This is a genomic window from Rhodococcus jostii RHA1 (assembly GCF_000014565.1).
In the GTDB taxonomy this organism is placed as follows: Bacteria; Actinomycetota; Actinomycetes; order Mycobacteriales; family Mycobacteriaceae; genus Rhodococcus_F; species Rhodococcus_F jostii_A.
On the sequence record NC_008268.1, the window covers coordinates 1,812,694 to 1,830,696 of the forward strand.

Below are 18,003 nucleotides of genomic sequence, written 5' to 3' on the forward strand. Positions count from 1 at the left end.
TATGACTGGACGCCGGCAGCGGCGACAGTGCCCTACCGCCGAGGGTGGAGGTCGCCGTCAGTTCTCGTCGTAGCGCGGCCAGCCCGGATACGGAGCAAGCGTCGGGTAGGGGGTGTCGTGCGGGAGGTCGCGTTTTCGCGGGCGGTTCTCTGGAGGATCGGGCATCCGCGAACGACACTGAAGGAACGCATCCTGATTACGAGCCGACTTCACGTGGTCGATGAGTTTCCAACCTCTGAACACATCTACCTCTGGAGCCCGCTCGGGCCCCTCCGCGGGAAGTGAGGCGTTTGCAATTGAACCTGTGAAATCGGGAGCCGCGATCTCGACCGTTTCCGCATGCACGTTGGTGGAACCAACGTTGTAATACTTCCCGTCCTCATCGATTCTCATCACGGAGTAGTCGCCCGTACATACGGTCGCAAGCCAACCACGGTCTGTTGGACTCATCAACAACAGATGCTGAAATTGCGTCCCCACATACTCGCTCTTCTTCAGCTGGTCAGGATTGCCATAGTCCATTCGAAGACGCTCGTCGACAGCGTCCTCGAATCCTGGATAACCGGCCGACGTCGCGAGCGCCCTGACTGTCAGGTAATACGACTCCACATACGCCCTGACAGCTGTCGCCTCCGGCGTGAGCAAGTTGATGCCTGGATCTGCCGACCAACGGTAGTTGTATTCAGTGTTACCGGGGACCGCGTACGGCGTGACGACGGTTGTCGACGAAGCCGGCGGTTCACTTGGGTGTTCCGGTCCGCAGGCCGAAACAGCCAGCACAACGACGACCCACGGGCCGAGCATTACCCTCACTGCCCGTACCTCATGTTCGTCACTTGTTCACGCCCGGCATTCAATGCATCGATAAAATTGCCGAGTCCTCGTACCCCGGTGTCGTTCATGTAACCCGCCAATCCTGATTGCAGCTGGGGCAGGCTTTGATGCGGATTATCCGATGCGAGCTGGTCGTATGAAAGCAGTGGTCCGTCTGATCCGTCGCGGAAATCATCGAGCGCTGAGTACGGTTCGAGCGACCCTCCATTCGCCGCCTGAAGGCCTAATCCAATCTGGTAGTACTGATTCACCAACATCGCGTTGTCGGCGAAGTCTGTATTGGCCTGAAGTGTGCTGTCCGGTATTGAACCCATGACCGCGCTCTTGAATGACGGGTCGGCCAGATCGATACCACTCGAAATCAGAGGGCCTGCTACAGGAATGAATTCGACGCCTTTGCTGATCACTGTCCTGATGGTGTCGTATGCAACTCCCTTGCTCTCGAAACCAGCAGCGTTCTGGGATGTTTCGTCGCCGAGTCGGTCGGCGAACTCGAGGTCGAGCCCCTTGTCCACAACGCCCTGAAGATTGCCTGCCCACGTCCCGTATTGGTAGTGGGGGTTCTGCGGTGTCTGGCCGTCGACAGCCCACGCCTGCTCCAACTGAGCAGACAGCCCCAAGGCGTGCGCATTGAAATACGAGGCACCGTCGGCGTTGGAATCGATTACCGAGAATATTCTCGGCGCATCCTCGAGTCGGAGGTACTCATGGCCCGTCAGGCCGGTGAAAGAGTTGGTTCCCGTGAAGGACTCGGGCACCCCCACCATGTTGCCGATGTACGGCGCGAGCGTTGTGCCCAACGCCTGCGTGATTTCGGGGTTCACCTCACCGATTGCCTGCCCGTTCATCCCGGGGATGTCGAGTAGCTCGGCGTCTTTCGCGGCGAGGATTTGTGCGAGGCCGAATGCCGATTCCCCGGCTTGTGTCGACCGGAATATTTCGCCGGGATCGGATGGATCGGAGGGCCTGGCGTCGTCGGCGATCCAGTCGAACATCCCGGCGACGTTCTGTTCGCCTCCGTCGGTCCAATCACGTTGGAGCAGGGGCATGATGACGTCGTCGCGGTTGTAGTCGGCCGGCATGCCTTCACCGGACAGGATGTTGTGGACGGCGGCATGGTCGCGGCCACCGACGCCGACCATGTCCTGCAGGAGCGTGTCGACGCCGTCGCGGCCCAGCGCGTTGTGGTCGAAGGAGTCCCCGATGAGGAGACTCTTGTCGTTGGTGGCCGAGGCGATCTCGCCGGCACGGGAGAGGAGGCTCTCGCTCAGCTCACTGCCCTGCTGAACGCCCGGGTTCGCGAGACCGAACGCCTTGGTGAATCGTGCCAGGTCATCTCCGTTGTTGACGACCACAGACGGTTGCGGGGCGTCGTGCGCACCCTTCATCAGGTTGCCGGCCGACGTCACCGGGCCCTCGAACAGTCCTCGAAGGCTGTCCGGAATGTGGCTCTGGCCGCCGACGTCGCCGCTGGCACTACCGATGTTGTAGTTCGACACCACGGCGAGGCCGTTGGACAGCGCGCTCGCGGCCTCGGTGCGCCCGTTCTCGCTGTACTGCTCGGACAGTGCGAGGAACCCTTCCTTGCCGGCCGCCGTATAGAACTGTTGCAGGAAATCGATCGTTCCCTGTGGCAGATCGGTGACCTTGCCACCGTCGGCCAGCGTCTGCACTTGTGCGGGAGTGAGCCCTGCGGCCACGATCTCCCGGGCAACACGGTCAAGGACGTCCTGTGCGATGTCGGAACCACCCCGCGCGACCTGCTCACCCAGCGCGGTGCCCTCGTGCCCCGACAGGCCTGCGGCCGCCGGGGCACTCGCCGCCACGGCCCCGAGCGCGTCCCGGATCGCCGTCGCCATGTCCCGGTCGGCAGTGTCGAGTTCCGTCAGCGCTCCACCGAGTTGGTTGCGCCAGTACTCCATCAGCTCGGCACGCTCGGCGGCTTCGGCCTCGCTCATCGTCTTCGGCGGGCTGACGATCTGCCAGTCGTCGGAGACGGTGAATCCGTCGGTTGCCGCCTTGTCGATCACGGTGGCGACGTAGTCCCGCGCATGCCCGAGGCGATCGGCCCCGCCCGCAAGCGCGTTCGATAGATCCTCCAGATCATCTGCGAGCCTGCGGATTTCCGTGCGCTCACTGTTCGCCCGCTGCTCGGCGGCCGCCTGCGCCGGACCGCGCCAGTCGTCATGTCGGCCCAGATCCGCGACAGCACGCTGGACGTCGTCCGCCCGGCTCCGCGTGTCGTCGGCGGTCCGTCCGATTTCCTCACCCGCCAGTGTCAGGTCCTGCGGGTTCCACACATGCAGTTGCGACCTACGCGGAATCACAGCTCCCCCATCGCCGACAGCTGCGACGCGAACGAGGTGTCGGTGACCTCGTAGTTCTCGGCCCCGTCGCCCGCGATGAACGCCATCTCGTCGATGCGACTGGCCGCGACTCCAAGCGCGGACGCGAGGATGTCGCCGGCGTCCTTGCATGCCGCCGCGGTGTCGGACCCCTCGACGGCCCGGACCGCGTGCTCGAAGCTCCGCCGGCCGCCCAACGCGTCGACCTCACGCGCAATGGCGCCGAGCGCGGTGGACATCGCCCGCAGCATGTCGGGATCGACCTTGACGACCGCGACGTCCGGTCCACCGAGCACCGGCGGCAGCCCGGGGACGGCGGCCAGCGGAGGCTGCGTCGCACCGGTCCCGTCCAGCGACGCAATGACACTCTCCGGCCATGACATATCGCCCTCTGACATCGACATCTCCCCCTGATAGCCGCATCGAGATCCACCCCCGGATCCGGGTCACCGACACGCTCGGCGACCGTGGAGACAATAGCGGACGCCGTCACACGGACGTGTGACCACAACACGGTTGCGCAACGGTTCGGCGGATTCGCTGATTGAGAATCGGGTGAACCGGGTATCGAGACCAGATGGCCATCACCGATATCAAGGAGTACAGCCACCTCACCGATGCGGATGTGGAGGCGCTGGGCGCGGAACTCGATGCGATCCGGGCAGACATCGAAGAGTCCCGCGGCGCCCGCGACGCGCGGTACATCGACCGGACGATCAAACTGCAGCGGTCGCTGGCGATCGCGGGCAGGGTCGTCCTGTTCGGTAGCCGGAAGAGACCTGCGTGGATCCTGGGTACCGCCTTGATGGGTGCGGCGAAGATCATCGAGAACATGGAACTCGGCCACAATGTCATTCACGGTCAATGGGATTGGATGAACGATCCCGAGATCCACTCGTCGAACTGGGAGTGGGACAACACGTGTCCGTCGTCTGGGTGGAAGCACTCGCACAACTACGTCCATCACAAGTTCACCAACATCGTGGGTCTCGACAGCGACGTCGGTTACGGGATCCTGCGTATGACCCGGGACCAGAAGTGGTCGCCGGTGTACCTGGCGCAGCCGTTCTACAACCTCCTGCTGGCGTTGCTGTTCGAGTGGGGTGTCGCGCTGCACCACCTGGACGTGGCGAGCATCCGGCGCGGCGACTACGACCGCGCCGAAACCCTCCGCAACGCGAAGGAGGTGGGACGCAAGATCGCGCGGCAGGTAGGCAAGGACTATGTGGTGTTCCCGGCGCTCACCGGCCCGGCATGGAAGAGCACGCTGACGGCGAACATCACCGCCAACGTGATCCGCAACCTGTGGGCCTACGGCGTGATCTTCTGCGGTCACTTCCCGGACGGTGCCGAGAAGTTCACCAAGGAGGAGTTCGAGAAGGAGACCAAGGCCGAGTGGTACCTGCGGCAGATGCTGGGCTCCGCCAACTTCAACGCCGGCCCGGTGCTGGCGTTCATGAGCGGCAACCTCTGCTACCAGATCGAGCACCACGCGTTCCCCGACCTGCCCAGCAACCGCTATGCCGAGATCGGTGTGAAGATGCGGGAACTGTGCGACAAGTACGACCTCCCCTACACGACGGGTTCGCTCCCGCACCAGTACGGGCTCACCCTCCGCACCATCTTCAAGCTCGCCCTGCCCAACCGCTTCCTGTCGGCGTCCGCGGACGACGCACCGGAGACGGCGTCGGAACTCCGATTCCGCATTCGGGGTGGGATGAAGGAAGTGTTCGGGGTCGATCCTGCGACCGGGAAGCGACGCGGACTGCGCACCGCGCTGGCGATGATCCGCAACTGACTACGACGTCCACGCGTACCGGAAGCGCTGTGCGACCTCGTCGACCGGTTTGTCCCGGTATTCGGCGAGCTCGTACCCCGTGACCGCCGCGAGCGCCTCCATGATCAGCGGCCCGAACAGATCCCGCGCGAGCGCCGACGACTCGAACATTCCGAGCACGTCGGACGGCTGGGTCGGGAGGAGATCGACGGCGTGGGCGCCGGTCAGTTCCGCCGGGTCGACCGACACCTCGTCCGGGAGGGGAAGCCCAGTGCCGATGCCGTCGTGGGCGGCGCCGAGAATGGCGGCGCTGCTCAGATACGGGTTCGCGGACGAGTCGATGGGTTTGATCTCGACGTTCGCGCCGTGCGGGTTCCCGGCGGTGTCCGCGCAGAGGCGGACGGCGGCCTCCCGGTTTTCCAGGCCCCAGCAGCGGAACACCCCCGACCACATGCCCGGGCGCAACCGCAGGTGCGACAGCGCCGACCCGGCGAGAACGGCCGTGAACTCGGGTAGCGCCCGCAGAATCCCGGCGATGGCCGCACCACCGGCGGGAGTCAGCCCGTACTGGCCCGGGCCTCCCGACAGGATCGGCAGGTCACCCTCGGCGATCGACACGTGCTGGTGGGCGCCGTTTCCCGCCCCTCCCGCGACGGGCATGGGTGAGAACGACGCCCGCAGCCCCTGGGCACGCGCGACCCTGCTGATCAGGGCGCGGGCAAGCACCGCGTTGTCGGCCGCCGTGACAGGATCCGCGGGGGCGAGCGACACCTCGAACTGGTTCAGCCCCGCCTCGGCGTGGACCTGTTCGATCGGTAGCGCGGCCGTCGACGCCGCCGCGAGCAGATGCTCGAAGAATTCATCCTGCGCGAGAACGGCATTGAGGCCGTAGGCGGACCATTCTTCGGCGGTCGCCGCGTCGAAGAGGGTGAACTCGATCTCGTGACCGATCCGCGCGGTCAGTCCGGATTCCGCCAACCGCGTCGACACCTGCCGCAGCGCACCCCGGGTGCAGGCGAGCGACGGCGTCCCGTCCTGCTCGGTCAGGCACGCCGGCGCCCAATACGTGCCGTTGCCCAGATCTCGCACGTCGTCACCGTCGATACGCAGACGGAGGTCGCCCACGACGGAGAAGGACGGCGTGAACGCGAGATGGTCGTCGACGCAGAACACATTCCAGCTCGGCGATGCTCCAGCACCGGAGTCGACGAAGGAATCCAGTCTCGAGATCGGAAATACTTTCGCCCGGGACACCCCGGCCATGTCGACGATCGAGCCGACGATGCGGTCCGTGTGGCCGAACCCGCCCTCTGCGCCGCGCATCACGCCCTCGCCACCGCGGTGGTCCGCGCGAGGAAGCCGAGCACGCTGTGCACCGCTTCGCGCTGCGCCCGGCCCTGACCTGCGCCCCCGCCACCGAACGCGATGCCGCCGGTCCACTGCGCGTCGGCGGGGAACATTCCGAGGCGGAGGAGGTGGCCGGCGCCGTCGAACGTCCGGTGCTCGTCGCGGGTGCCGGATCGACGCCCGAGAAGCGCCGTGGCCATCTCGTCCGACGGCCACAACTGGTCGTCGGCGCCGGTCAGACACAGCACCGACGCGGTCGCCTGTTCGGCCCGCAGCGTCGCCTCGGCCGGTGCGGCCGCGAGCCCGGCCCGGTAGGCGGCACCCAGCCGCAGCAGGCTCGGCCGGTGCGCGGTGACATCGTGGTGCGCCCGCCACGCGTTGCGGATCAGCTGGGGCATCAGCGTCCCACCCGGCAGCGGCGCCCACGGCACGGGCCCGCCGTTCCATGTCCACGACGGGGTGGCGGCGATCTCGCCGTCGGGGCCGATCGCCTGCCACGACACCGAACTCGGGCTGATCAGGATCAGCCCGGCGACGGGGAGGTCGCCGACGCAGGCGGAGGCCAACAGTCCCTCCGCGCCGCGCGAAATGGCCATCGCGGTCAGCCGGTTTGCGTCCACCGACGGCTGCGCACCGAGAGCCTCGACCGCAGACGCGAACCGCTCGAGCGGAATGTTCACCAGCGTCGCGTCGGTGGTCGATTCGTCCACCCACGAATAGGCCAGTGCGGCATACCCGTTGGCGGCGAGCATCCCGATGGTGGAACGTTGGGAGTCGACGGCGCCCTCCGAGCCGCCGAAGCAGGCGACGCCCGGCCACCCGCCGCTCGGCGCGTCGCCGGCGGGCAGTGCGAGCAGGGCGGGCCGGCCGCCGACTTCGAGGGAGCGGACGGACACTCCGGGGGCGCTCACGTGACGCGTCACCGTCCGCCGCGACGTTCCGTCCGGAGTGCTCGCCTCGACGGTGACCAGCCAGGCGTCGGGCGGCGGTACGAAGAGGTCGGGTACCCGGTCTTCGGACACGAAACGCATGGCCCACAGCGGGGCGTCGGCGTCCGCCACGTCCCAATCACCGTGGTCCGGAACCTGTCCGGCGAGGTCGACGATTCCGTCGGCCGGGACGGTGAACGTGGCCTCGGACCGCCACTGCCCACCGAACAGGTCGGTCCCGGTGGTGCGGACGGTCACCGACGATCCGGGCCGGGCGCCGCGGACGATCAGCGAGAACGCCTCGTCGTGACGCGACCACGCCGGAACGTCGAGTTCGAGGGACCCCGCCGACACGTCCGCGGCCGGCGCGGGCTGCTCGGCGACCGCCGGCTCCGCCGAAGATTGCGTCTCCAGCAGCTGCGACCGCTTCTCGAACCATCCGGGAAATACCGCGGACACCAGCCCCGCGATGCCCATGAGGGTGAACGGCAGCACCCAGTAGCAGACGACGGACAGGGTGTCACCGGCGTCGCGCATGGTGGCGTCGCCGTCGACGATCGGCGGGATCAGCGAGATCACTGTCATCAGTCCGAACGCGGCCACCCACATCCACGTCATGGCCGTGGTGATGTACCGGAAGCCGCCGCTCGCCGCCGTCCGGGCGTCCACGGTTGCCGTCGCGTACTCGCGCACGAAGGGCCGCCCGATCACGACGCCCACCGCCGCGATCGCGAACAACCCGAAGTTGCTGAGCGGCTGAAGCCAGCGTTCGAGGACGGCGTCGTCCAGGGTGAGTGCCGCGATCAGCAGCAGCGCGAAAACGGCGACGGTGCCGACCTCGAGGGTCCGCCACGGCTGGCCCCGTAACCGTTGCAGCACCTGGCCAATCGCCGCGATACCGAACGCGATCGCGACGGCAGCGACGAATCCCGTGTTGCCCACCAGGATCCAGTAGACGATCCACGGTGCGAATCCGATGATGAATCCCATTGCACTGCCCCACTGCTCGGCACACCCGAGCGGACGACGGCCGACCCACACATATTGTCGGCTCTCGGGCGGGCGCGGGGGCCGGATTCACCGAGCCGAGCGGGTGCCGCTCAGGTCACGCACCGAGCAGCTGGTGCGCCCGCAGACCGACGTACAGTTCGGCGGCGTCGATGGGGTCGGAGAAGTCGCGTCCCGTGAGGGTGTGGATTCTGCGCAGCCGGTACAGGACTGTGTTGCGGTGGTAATGCAGTTGGGTGGCCGCCGCGGTGGTGGATCCGCGACAGGAGAACCACGCGTCGAGAGTGGCGAGCAGGCTCTCCTGTTCCTCGGCGGGCAGCGCCAGCACCGGTCCGAGGATCTGGTTCGACGCCAGCTTGCCGGCGTCGGGAACGCTGACCAGCAGCAGCGACACCGGCACCGACTCGTAACGGGTGGGGGTGCATCCGCCGTGTCCGGCGCAGCGACGCGCGATCCGTGCCTGCTCGACGGCCCGGCTCGTCCCGCCGGGACGTCCGAACACCGAGCTGACCCCGATCCGTCCGTGACCGGTGCGGCCGAGGAGGTCCAACGCGGAATCGAGTACGTCGGCGGTGGCGGCCCACAGCAGTCCGATCCGGCCGTCGACCTCCGTGTCCCACACCGAGTCGACACCCACACCGCGGAGGTCCGACTGCACGACGTCCGCGGCGGACGGAGAGGCCGCCGCTTCGACGGACACGACGAGGAACGTGCTGTTCTCCGGAATCCGGAACGTGCGGAGCGCGTCGGCGGCACCGGCCGGGTTGGCCGCGTGGTCACCGAACAGGGTTCTGATCAGCCGGCCCCGCGACTCGGCGTCCTCGCGGGCGCGCAGGTCGGCGGTCTCCCGGTATGCCTCCGCTGCGCTGTCCGAATAGTCGTCGACGAGCGCCCACACCTGGGCGGCCATGTCGAGCAGCGCGTTGGTGGCGCGGCCCTCCGAGCGATCCATCAGTTCGTCCCAGATCAGGCGGCCGCCGAGCCGGAACGCGTGGAGTAGCGCCGCGAGCGGCACACCCTGTTCGGCCTTCAACTGTCCGGCCGCGCGCGCCGCCTCGAGCCGGATCGGCGCACTGCCCGCGAGGTTGCCCAGCATCGCCGTCAGATTGTCGACGCACGCCGCGTACAACTGCTCTGGAGTGAGGAGGGTCGCCTCCACATAGCCGTGCTCGGCCGACAGGATGCGCGAGACGAGTCGCTCGGACAGCTGGTCCACCGACTCCAGCATCGATCCGAGAAGATCGGTGGGCGACGGCGCGACATCCGAGCTGACAGTCATCCGGCAAGACTATCCACCGGACGTGGTCCGCGCCATACCCTTTTTGTGCGACGGCATAGCCCGCATGTTCACATTGACAGCCGCTGCCTATGGCGCGACGCCCGGAACTGGGACGAGAATCAGTGTTCTACGCCACAGTAGTTTTTCGTTTCTGCGGCGCGGTCCTTCATGTACTCGACTCGAGCGGAGCTGTCCACAGTGAGCACTTCAGAACCCGAGGCCACCTCCCCCACCCCCGGCGCGGCCTCCCCACATCCGGAGGTCGACGCCGCCCTCGCCGACCTCGCCGAGGGCGAGAAGACCTGGGCCGACCTCTCCCTCGCCGATCGCAGGAAACTCCTCGACAAGGTGCACGACCTCACCGTGCAGCACGCCGCCGACTGGGTGGACGCCGCGGTCGCGATCAAAGGACTGGACCCCAAGTCGCCGCTGGTCGGCGAGGAATGGATGTCCGGACCGTACCCGCTGGCCACAGGCACCGCGGCGCTGTCGGCGAGCCTGGCGAAACTCGAATCCGGGACCAGCCCGCTGGACGGCGCCACGTTCGGCACCGCCCCCGGCGGCCGCACCACCGTCAAAGCGCTGCCCCTGAACATCTTCGACAAGCTGCTGCTCAGCGGATTCAGCGCGGACGTGTGGCTGCAGCCGGGAATCGATCGTGCGACGGCACAGCGCGACGCCGGCCTCGCCCAGCGCGACCCGTCGCGGACTCAGGGCATCGGCGTGGTTCTGGGCGCCGGCAACATCACCTCGATCGCCCCGCTCGACACCCTGTACGAACTGATCGCGCACAATCGCGTCGTCGCACTCAAGCTCAACCCCATCACCGACCGCCTGCTGCCCGTGCTGACGCGTGTCCTCGAACCGCTCATCTCCATCGGCGCGGTCCGGTTGCTGACCGGCGGTGCGGAGGTCGGGACGTATCTGGTGCACCACGACCTCGTCGACCACGTGCACATGACGGGCAGCGCGCTCACCCACGACGCGATCGTGTTCGGCACCGGCGAGGAGGGTGCACGGCGCAAGGCGGCGAACGAGCCCATCCTCGGCAAGGCCATCTCCAGCGAACTCGGCGGTGTGTCCCCCACCATCGTGCTGCCCGGTGAGTGGAGCCGCGCCGACATCAAATTTCAGGCCGAACACATTGCGACGCAACGACTCCATAATGGCGGCTACAACTGCGTCGCGGCGCAGGCCGTGGTCGTGTCGTCCGAGTGGAAGCAGCGCGACGAGTTCGTGGCCGCCCTGAAAGAGGCCCTCGACACGGCACCGGACCGCGCCGCGTACTACCCCGGCAGCGACTCCCGGGTCGCCGGCGCCACCGCGTCGTTCCCCACCGCCGCACGCCTGGGCGAGAACGGTGGACGCGTCCTCGTCACCGATCTCGAGCCCGGCGCCTACGCCCCGCTCCTGCAGACCGAGTACTTCGCTCCGGTGCTCGGCGTGATCGACCTACCCCACGGAGGCGCCGAGTTCGCGGCACACGCCGCCGACCTCGTGAACGAGGACTTCATCGGCACCCTCGGAGTCAACATCGTCGCCGCACCGCAGACCATCCGCGAGCTGGGCGCGGAGTTCGACTCACTGCTCGAGAGCCTCCGCTACGGGACCATCGCCGTCAACGCGTGGACCGGCGTCGGGTACCTCACCGCCACCGCGACCTGGGGAGCCTTCCCCGGCCACACCCTCGACGACGTCCAGAGCGGCATCGGCGTGGTGCACAACGCCCTCCTCATCGACCGGCCGGAGCGCACCGTCGTCCGGGGCCCGTTCCGCCCGTCGCCGCGGTCGATCCTGAACCGTGAGATGTCCATCTCGCCCAAGCCCCCGTGGTTCGTCACCAACCGAACCGCCGCCACGACCGGCCGATTGCTGACAGGATTTGCCGGTGCACCCTCATGGACCCGGCTGCCGGCGATCTTCGCGTCCGCGCTGCGTGGATGAGGCTGCATGTCCTCGATCCCTCACCCTCGTCGAAGTGGAGATGAACGATGAATCAGGAACTGTCTGTGGCCGACTACGTGATCGTGGGGTCGGGTTCGGCAGGTGCCGTGCTGGCCGACCGGCTCAGCGCCGACTCCGGCAGCGAGGTCGTGGTCCTCGAGGCCGGCGGTGAGGACAAGGACAAGTTCGCGCACATCCCCGCCGCATTCTCGAAACTGTTTCGCAGTGAGTTGGATTGGGACTACCTGACCGAGCCGCAACCCGGGCTCGGCGGACGGACGATCTACTGGCCGCGCGGCAAGATGCTCGGCGGCTCGTCGTCGATGAACGCGATGATGTGGGTGCGCGGGTTCGCCGCCGACTACGACGAGTGGGCCGAACTCAGCGACGACTCCTGGTCGTTCAAGGAAGTGGTCAAGTACTTCCGCCGCATCGAGAACGTGCAGGACGCGTCGGACGCCGACAGCGGAACCGGCGGACCGATCGTCGTCTCGCACCAGCGGAGCCCCCGCGCTCTCACCGGGTCGTTCCTCGCGGCGGCCGAGGAGACCGGCTACCCCGTCGAACGGGCGAACACCACTCGGCCCGAGGGCTTCTCACAGACCATGGTCACGCAGAAGCGGGGCGCCCGGTGGAGTACCGCCGACGCCTACCTCCGGCCGGCGCTGAAACGGAAGAATCTGACCGTCCTCACCGGCGCCCAGGCCACCCGGGTGCTGTTCGAGGGCACCGCGGCCGTCGGCGTCGAGTACGAGAAGGACGGGGTGCGACGCACCGTCCGCGCCGCGAAGGAAGTGATCCTCGCCGGCGGGGCGATCAACTCCCCGCAACTCCTCATGCTGTCGGGCATCGGCGACGAGGCGCAGTTGCGTGAGCACGGAATCGCGGTGCAGCAGCACCTACCGGAGGTCGGGAAGAATCTGCTCGATCACCTGGTGTCGTTCCTCGGCTACAGCGTCGACTCGGACTCGCTGTTCGCCGCCGAGAAGATCCCCGAGCTGCTCAACTACCTGACTCGTCGCCGCGGCATGCTCACGTCGAATGTGGCCGAGGCGTACGGCTTCACGCGCAGTCGGGACGATCTGGCACTGCCCGACCTCGAGATGATCTTCGGGCCCGCGCCGTTCTTCGACGAGGGCCTCATCCCGGCAACAGGTCACGCCGCGGTGATCGGCACCATCCTCGTGAAACCCGAGAGCCGAGGCGAGATCTCGCTGCAGTCGGCGGATCCCCTCGCCAAGCCGATCATCGATCCCCGCTACCTCAGCGACAGCGGCGGAGTCGACCGGCAGGCGATGCTCGAAGGACTGCGCCTATGCGATGCCCTCGCATCGGCCCCGGCACTGAAGTCGCGGCTCGGCAACATGATTCGCCCGGCGGTCACGCCGAGCACGCCACTCGACGAGATCCTCGCCCGGGCACTGCAGGAGAATGCCCACACCCTGTACCACCCGGTCGGGACATGTCGCATGGGCAGCGACGACGCCAGCGTCGTCACGCCCGACCTGCGGGTCCGCGGGGTCGACAAACTGCGCGTTGCCGACGCGTCGATCATGCCCGCCATCATCCGCGGGCACACCCACGCACCCTCCGTCCTCATCGGTGAGCGGGCGTCGGATCTGATCCGCAACTCGTAGGGCGCTTCGCGCCCCGTGCGTGGTTTGCGAGTGCAGAGACTCGTTAACCACGCACGGGCGGCGGAGCCGCCTCAGTACCGGCGCGCCGCGTAGAACGGCATCGAATCGAGGGGCGCCTGCTTCACGGGCTGCCCGGCGGTGGGCGCGTGGACGACCGTGCCGTTCCCGGCGTAGAGCCCGACGTGGTTCGCCCCGTTGAACAGGACGAGATCACCCGGCTGCAGGCTCCCCTTGTCGACGGGCGCGCCACCGTTCAGCTGGTCGTAGGTGGTGCGGGGTACCGAGATGCCCGCCTGCTTGTACGCCCACTGCACCAGACCCGAGCAATCGAAGGCATTCGGCCCGGTGGCGCCCCAGACGTAGGGCGATCCGATCTTCGATTCGGCGGCCGCGAGAGCCTGCGCACCGTGGGTGGACGGCAACGCCGGCGGGGCAGGCAGGGGTCCCGGCAGGGGTCCCGGGAGGGGCGCTGGGTTCGGAGCCGGAGCCGGAGCCGGAGGCACTGGCGGCACGCCTGGTACCTCGAACGTCCCAATCCCTGGGATCGTGATCGGCTCCGCTGCAGCGGGAGCAACGGGAAGCAGAAACGCTCCCACTCCCACACCGGCGGCGATCAGAAGACCGCCGGTCGAAAACTGCAGACGATTGCCCCGACGCAATCTATGCTTGGCCATTGAGCTGAGTCCTTCAATTCATGAGGTTCCGGCGACATCAGTGCCGCTCGGACGAGACGTTAGATAACATCCCGGTCACGGACTCAGCAGACAACGGCCGAATGGCCCATACACATACCTGTTTTCGCAATGCAGGTATATAACGATCAGATCTCGAACCGACCGGTCCGTCATGAAACCCCAGAAACAGGTATGCCTTCAGGCAATTCGGCCCGTTACCGAAGGCATGCGCGTCGTCCACGCTGTTGGGCGTGTCACTGATCCAGAACTCAGAACCCGAGATCTTCGGGGTACCCGCAGGTGCGGACGCCGCGACCCTCACCGTCGTGGGGCGCGGCTCACCCGTCGTCTTCCTGCACGGATGGGGGCTCACCCCGCGGGTGTACGGCCGCAGCCTGTCGATGCTCGCCCAGCATGGGCATCGCGTCCTCACTCCGACACTCCCCGGCTTCGGCGGAACTCCCGACCATCCGCCCGAGGCGCGGACCTTCGCCGGTTACGCGGCCTGGCTGGGACGGTTCCTGGACGAGGCGGGAATCAGCGAACCGATCACACTGATCGGCCACTCCTTCGGCGGGGGCGTCGCCATTCAGGCTGCCCACGACCTTCCGGAGCGGGTCGCGCGCCTGGTGCTCGTCAACTCCGTGGGCGGTGGCGCCTGGTCGTCCGACGGCTGGGGAATACGGCCCATCGGCGAGAGGCCGCTGTGGGACTGGGGCGCGTCGGCCCTGGGTGAGGCACTGTCGATCCGGACCATCGCCCACACGGCGGCGTCGCTCGTCAACGGCTTCCTGCCCAACACGCTGCGGGATCCGGGTGCGGTCTGGCGCACCGCACACCTGGCCAGGCGGGCGGACCTGCGCCACGAACTCGGCGTCCTCGCCGACCGGGGACTACCGGTGTCCCTCGTCTGGGGTCGCGGGGACCGGACGATTCCGCTCGCCAGCTTCGAGTCGATGCGGAAGGCACTCCGCAATCCGCCCGTCCTCACCGTGACGGGCGGCCACGGCTGGCTGATTCACGACCCCACCACGTTCGCCGATACCCTCCGCCGGGCACTCCGCGGCCCGTGAGCGGTTGACGAGTCCAGAGACTCGTTAACCGCGCACGGGCGGCGAAGCCGCCTACGCGTACGGGTTGTACTCGTTCGTGAAGAGGTCCTCCGCCGCCGCGCCCCCGGGTTTCAGCACCCCCAACCGCACGCCCTGGTCGATCCAGATCTGGAACTCCCCAGGGGCGATCACTCCCCCGGGCGCGGGCACGCCGGCACTCTTCCACTGCCGGACGAACTCCGTGGACTCGTTCCGCCGACGCCCCTCAACGATCTTCACGAACCGGTCGACCACCTCCTCCTTCGGGACCGTCTGCGTCCATCGCACGGCACGCGCGACACCCTGCACGAAGTCGCGGGTCGCCTCCTCGTTCTTCGCGATGAAGTCGTTCCGGAACACCACCGACCCGATCCCCAACGGTCCGGTGAGATCGACATCCGTGAACAGCGGCGTCAACCCGCCCCGGCCGAGCGCGGCATCCTTCACGATCCCGCCGAGATTCCCCACGTCGATCTGTCCCGACCGCAGTGCCTGTTCCGTGTTGTTCGGGGGCACGACGGTCAGCTCGACCTGGTTGATCTCGTCGTCGGTCAGTCCGGCACGAAACAGCCATTCCTTGATGACGTACTCGTGGTAGGCGCCGAGGGTGTTGATACCCACCTTCTTGCCGATCAGCTCACGGGCCGTCCGGATGGGGCTGCCCTCGAGGACGTAGTAGCCGTTGAAGCTGTCGGCCTCGGTGTCGCCGTCCGAACCGTACACCGACACGACCCCGGTCAGCGGCGCCCCGGCGTCGACGAGTTTCGCGATGGCGCCGTTGAACGCGGACCCGAAATCGGTGTCTCCGGTGGCCGCCGACTGAATGCTCTGCGGTCCACTCGTCGTGTCGCCCTGCCACTCCAGCTGCACCTTCTCGAAGTAGCCGAGGTCCTCCGCGAGTTCCGGGAAGGTGACACTGGCCGGGCTGCCCTCGTACCGCAGCACCGTCATGCCGTCCGCCGTGGTGCCCCCGCCGAACGCCGACCCACCACATGCGGCCACCACCAGCGCCACGGCGGTGCCCAACACCGCCGCAACGATCGATCTGTTGCCGCGCAACCCGATCGGCAACTCAGCCCTCATGTCGTCTCCCGTGGCTCAGTCGGCGCCGTGGAACGCGCTGCCGACCACCGACCGCGACGGCTGACCGTCGACGCCGACCGGAACATCACCTTCGACGGTGGTGCGGTAGAGAACCCGAACGACGTCGAGGTGGTCGAGATCCGCCGGCGCGAGGTGCGCGGTGATGCGGTTGTCCCACACCCCGATGCTGTTGTTCTGCCAGCGAACCCGGACGGTGTAGGCCGGGTTCGTGACCTCCTCGAAGAGCAGGTCGAGAATCCGGTCGCTCTGCGCCGGGGAGACACCGAGGATCCGGCTCGTGAAACCGGGGGTGACGAAGAGCCCGCGCTCACCGGTTTCGGGATGCACCCGGACCACCGGATGCTCCGTCACGATCGGCTTGGTGGTGACGTTCTGCTCGGCATCACTGCCCGCCTCCCATCGCTTCTGCCGTCCCCCGAAGCGGTGCTCGGCGCGCAGGCCGTCCACGAACGTCTTCAACGATTCCGGCAGGTTGGCATACGCCGCAGCGAGATTGGTCCAGGCGGTGTCGCCCCCGACGTCCGGCACCAGCTCCGATCGGAGGAAGGTGATCGCCGGCGGGTTCACCAGCGCCGAGACGTCGGTGTGCCAGAAGTTCGCATAGCTGTATTTGCGGGCACCGCCGCGGGCCGCGTACTTGCGGCTGTCCACCTCCAGGATTTCCGGGTAGCCCTCGGGGGCGTTGTAGTCGTACGGGTGGGCGGGTGTCACCTTGCCGAAGTGTCGGGAGAACCGGATCTGCGCCGCGTGGTCGAGAGGCTGGTCGCGGAAGAACAGCACCTTGTGGTCGAGCAATGCCTGCCGCAGTCGTGCGGCGGCGGCCTCGTCCAGGTCACCCGCAAGATCCACACCGCTGACCTCCGCGCCGATATAGCCGGCGATGGGAGCGATCCGGAGCTCGGTGACGACACCGGGACGGTCGTCGATAACTGTCATTTCTGTTGTCTCCTTGGTTCTGTGAGTGGCTGACGAGTCCAGAGACTCGCTAACCGCGCACGGGCGGCGAAGCCGCCTACTTCTCGCCGCGGAACGCCGCACCGGCGATGGACGTGGACTCCTTGCCGTCGGGGCCGACGGGAACGTCGCCCTCGAGGGTGGTGCGGTACAGGACGCGGGTGACGTCGAGGTGGTCGAGGTCGGTGGGCGCGAGGTGGGCGGTGGCACGGTTGTCCCAGAACGCGAGGCTGCCCGGCGCCCAGCGGAACCGCACCGTGTAGGCGGGATTCGTCACCTCGGCGAACAGCAGGTCCAGCAGGCGGTCGCTCTGCGACGGCGAGACGCCGACGATCCGGCTGGTGAAACCGGGCGTGACGAACAGTGCCCGCTCCCCCGTCACCGGGTGCACACGGACCACCGGGTGTTCGGTGACGAGCGGGTTCTCCCGCGTCTTCAGGGCGTAGCTGCTGTCCTCGGCCCACTGCGGGTGCCGTCCGCCGAACCGGTGCTCGGCGCGGAGACCGTCGACGAGCCCCTTCAGCGAGTCCGGCAGACCCTCGTACGCGGCGACGAGGTTCGTCCACTGGGTGTCGCCGCCCTGCTCCGGGACGATGTGGGCGCGCAGGATCGTGCCGGCAGGCGGATTGATCAGCGCGGTGACATCGGTGTGCCACTTGTTGTCGTAGCTGTACTTCTTGCGCCCGAAGCGCTTCTCGTACTTGCGGCTGTCGACGGCGAGGATCTGCGGGAAACCTTCGGGGGCTTCGTCGTCGTACGGGTGCGACGGCGTCACGTCACCGAACTTCCGCGAGAACGCGATCTGTTCGGCGTGCCCGATCTCCTGGTCGCGGAAGAACAGGACCTTGTAGCGGTGCAGGGCGTCGCGCACCTGCGCTACCTCGTTGTCGGCCAGCTCTTTCCGGAGGTCGATTCCGGAGATCTCGGCGCCGATGTGCCCGGCGACGGGACGGACCTCGAGCGCGGTGTCGGCGGTCTGATCCGAGTCGGCGGGCGCGGCGGTGGTGAGTGTCATGAGTACTCCTGGTTTCGGGCTGAATCGATACGTCGCGATCATCATCGAATTCCGAACCACTTTGC

General features: G+C 67.4%; 14 protein-coding genes. 4 read left to right on the top strand and 10 right to left on the bottom strand.

What is annotated here, in order from left to right; genetic code table 11:
• Positions 1-57: 57 nt before the first annotated feature.
• Genes RHA1_RS08335 through RHA1_RS08345 form a run of 3 tightly spaced genes read right to left on the bottom strand, consistent with a single transcriptional unit; the run spans position 58 to position 3,583 of the window.
• Positions 58-804 (bottom strand): hypothetical protein, encoded by a 747-nt coding sequence (locus RHA1_RS08335; RefSeq protein WP_041811255.1) that lies wholly within the window; start codon positions 802-804, stop codon positions 58-60.
• 5 nt (positions 805-809) lie between these two features.
• Positions 810-3,161, bottom strand: a complete 2,352-nt coding sequence (locus RHA1_RS08340; protein ID WP_011594653.1) for a WXG100 family type VII secretion target — start codon at positions 3,159-3,161, stop codon at positions 810-812.
• Complete coding sequence (locus RHA1_RS08345; RefSeq protein ID WP_011594654.1) at positions 3,158-3,583, bottom strand: hypothetical protein; 426 nt, start codon at positions 3,581-3,583, stop codon at positions 3,158-3,160. Before RHA1_RS08345 ends, RHA1_RS08340 begins: the two co-directional genes overlap by 4 nt.
• 173 nt (positions 3,584-3,756) lie before the next feature.
• Here RHA1_RS08345 and RHA1_RS08350 point away from each other — a divergent pair, with 173 nt between their 5' ends.
• On the top strand, positions 3,757-4,977 hold the full coding sequence (locus RHA1_RS08350) for a fatty acid desaturase family protein (protein WP_011594655.1): 1,221 nt from the start codon (positions 3,757-3,759) through the stop codon (positions 4,975-4,977).
• Here the strand turns inward: RHA1_RS08350 and RHA1_RS08355 are convergent, their stop codons facing one another.
• The 3 genes from RHA1_RS08355 to RHA1_RS08365 form a co-directional block, all read right to left on the bottom strand.
• Complete coding sequence (locus RHA1_RS08355; RefSeq protein WP_011594656.1) at positions 4,978-6,279, bottom strand: type I glutamate--ammonia ligase; 1,302 nt, start codon at positions 6,277-6,279, stop codon at positions 4,978-4,980. It abuts the gene before it with no gap.
• Positions 6,279-8,222: an acyl-CoA thioesterase/bile acid-CoA:amino acid N-acyltransferase family protein gene (locus RHA1_RS08360; protein WP_011594657.1), complete on the bottom strand. Its 1,944-nt coding sequence runs from the start codon at positions 8,220-8,222 to the stop codon at positions 6,279-6,281. Before RHA1_RS08360 ends, RHA1_RS08355 begins: the two co-directional genes overlap by 1 nt.
• 115 nt (positions 8,223-8,337) lie before the next feature.
• Positions 8,338-9,519 (bottom strand): PucR family transcriptional regulator, encoded by a 1,182-nt coding sequence (locus RHA1_RS08365; RefSeq protein WP_011594658.1) that lies wholly within the window; start codon positions 9,517-9,519, stop codon positions 8,338-8,340.
• Between the two features lie 198 nt (positions 9,520-9,717).
• Between RHA1_RS08365 and RHA1_RS08370 the strand changes: the two genes are divergently transcribed.
• Entirely contained in the window at positions 9,718-11,463 is a 1,746-nt protein-coding gene (locus RHA1_RS08370; protein ID WP_011594659.1) for an aldehyde dehydrogenase family protein, read from the top strand.
• A gap of 47 nt (positions 11,464-11,510) precedes the next feature.
• Positions 11,511-13,100, top strand: a complete 1,590-nt coding sequence (locus RHA1_RS08375; RefSeq protein ID WP_011594660.1) for a GMC family oxidoreductase — start codon at positions 11,511-11,513, stop codon at positions 13,098-13,100.
• A gap of 71 nt (positions 13,101-13,171) precedes the next feature.
• Here the strand turns inward: RHA1_RS08375 and RHA1_RS08380 are convergent, their stop codons facing one another.
• Positions 13,172-13,774 (bottom strand): C40 family peptidase, encoded by a 603-nt coding sequence (locus tag RHA1_RS08380; RefSeq protein WP_011594661.1) that lies wholly within the window; start codon positions 13,772-13,774, stop codon positions 13,172-13,174.
• A gap of 245 nt (positions 13,775-14,019) precedes the next feature.
• Between RHA1_RS08380 and RHA1_RS08385 the strand changes: the two genes are divergently transcribed.
• A complete protein-coding gene (locus RHA1_RS08385; protein ID WP_193384927.1) occupies positions 14,020-14,847 on the top strand; it encodes an alpha/beta fold hydrolase in 828 nt (275 codons plus the stop codon).
• Positions 14,848-14,898: 51 nt separating this feature from the next.
• On the opposite strand, the gene RHA1_RS08390 is transcribed toward RHA1_RS08385, so the two are convergent.
• The 3 genes from RHA1_RS08390 to RHA1_RS08400 all read right to left on the bottom strand — a co-directional run bounded on the left by RHA1_RS08390 (position 14,899) and on the right by RHA1_RS08400 (position 17,938).
• Complete coding sequence (locus RHA1_RS08390) at positions 14,899-15,948, bottom strand: ABC transporter substrate-binding protein (RefSeq protein ID WP_011594663.1); 1,050 nt, start codon at positions 15,946-15,948, stop codon at positions 14,899-14,901.
• A 15-nt stretch (positions 15,949-15,963) separates the two neighbouring features.
• The gene (locus RHA1_RS08395) at positions 15,964-16,905 is read right to left on the bottom strand and encodes a TauD/TfdA dioxygenase family protein (protein ID WP_009474426.1); all 942 of its coding nucleotides are present in this window, start codon (positions 16,903-16,905) and stop codon (positions 15,964-15,966) included.
• 76 nt (positions 16,906-16,981) lie between these two features.
• The gene (locus RHA1_RS08400; RefSeq protein ID WP_011594664.1) at positions 16,982-17,938 is read right to left on the bottom strand and encodes a TauD/TfdA dioxygenase family protein; all 957 of its coding nucleotides are present in this window, start codon (positions 17,936-17,938) and stop codon (positions 16,982-16,984) included.
• Positions 17,939-18,003: the final 65 nt, after the last annotated feature.

What these genes read in the sequence shown, in the direction of transcription:
- RHA1_RS08335 (WP_041811255.1), bottom strand. Translation starts at nt 804, where the DNA reads ATGCTCGGCCCGTGGGTCGTCGTTGTGCTGGCTGTTTCGGCCTGCGGA.
- RHA1_RS08345 (WP_011594654.1), bottom strand. Translation starts at nt 3,583, where the DNA reads ATGTCGATGTCAGAGGGCGATATGTCATGGCCGGAGAGTGTCATTGCG.
- RHA1_RS08350 (WP_011594655.1), top strand. Translation starts at nt 3,757, where the DNA reads ATGGCCATCACCGATATCAAGGAGTACAGCCACCTCACCGATGCGGAT.
- RHA1_RS08355 (WP_011594656.1), bottom strand. Translation starts at nt 6,279, where the DNA reads ATGCGCGGCGCAGAGGGCGGGTTCGGCCACACGGACCGCATCGTCGGC.
- RHA1_RS08360 (WP_011594657.1), bottom strand. Translation starts at nt 8,222, where the DNA reads ATGGGATTCATCATCGGATTCGCACCGTGGATCGTCTACTGGATCCTG.
- RHA1_RS08365 (WP_011594658.1), bottom strand. Translation starts at nt 9,519, where the DNA reads ATGACTGTCAGCTCGGATGTCGCGCCGTCGCCCACCGATCTTCTCGGA.
- RHA1_RS08375 (WP_011594660.1), top strand. Translation starts at nt 11,511, where the DNA reads ATGAATCAGGAACTGTCTGTGGCCGACTACGTGATCGTGGGGTCGGGT.
- RHA1_RS08380 (WP_011594661.1), bottom strand. Translation starts at nt 13,774, where the DNA reads ATGGCCAAGCATAGATTGCGTCGGGGCAATCGTCTGCAGTTTTCGACC.
- RHA1_RS08390 (WP_011594663.1), bottom strand. Translation starts at nt 15,948, where the DNA reads ATGAGGGCTGAGTTGCCGATCGGGTTGCGCGGCAACAGATCGATCGTT.
- RHA1_RS08395 (WP_009474426.1), bottom strand. Translation starts at nt 16,905, where the DNA reads ATGACAGTTATCGACGACCGTCCCGGTGTCGTCACCGAGCTCCGGATC.
- RHA1_RS08400 (WP_011594664.1), bottom strand. Translation starts at nt 17,938, where the DNA reads ATGACACTCACCACCGCCGCGCCCGCCGACTCGGATCAGACCGCCGAC.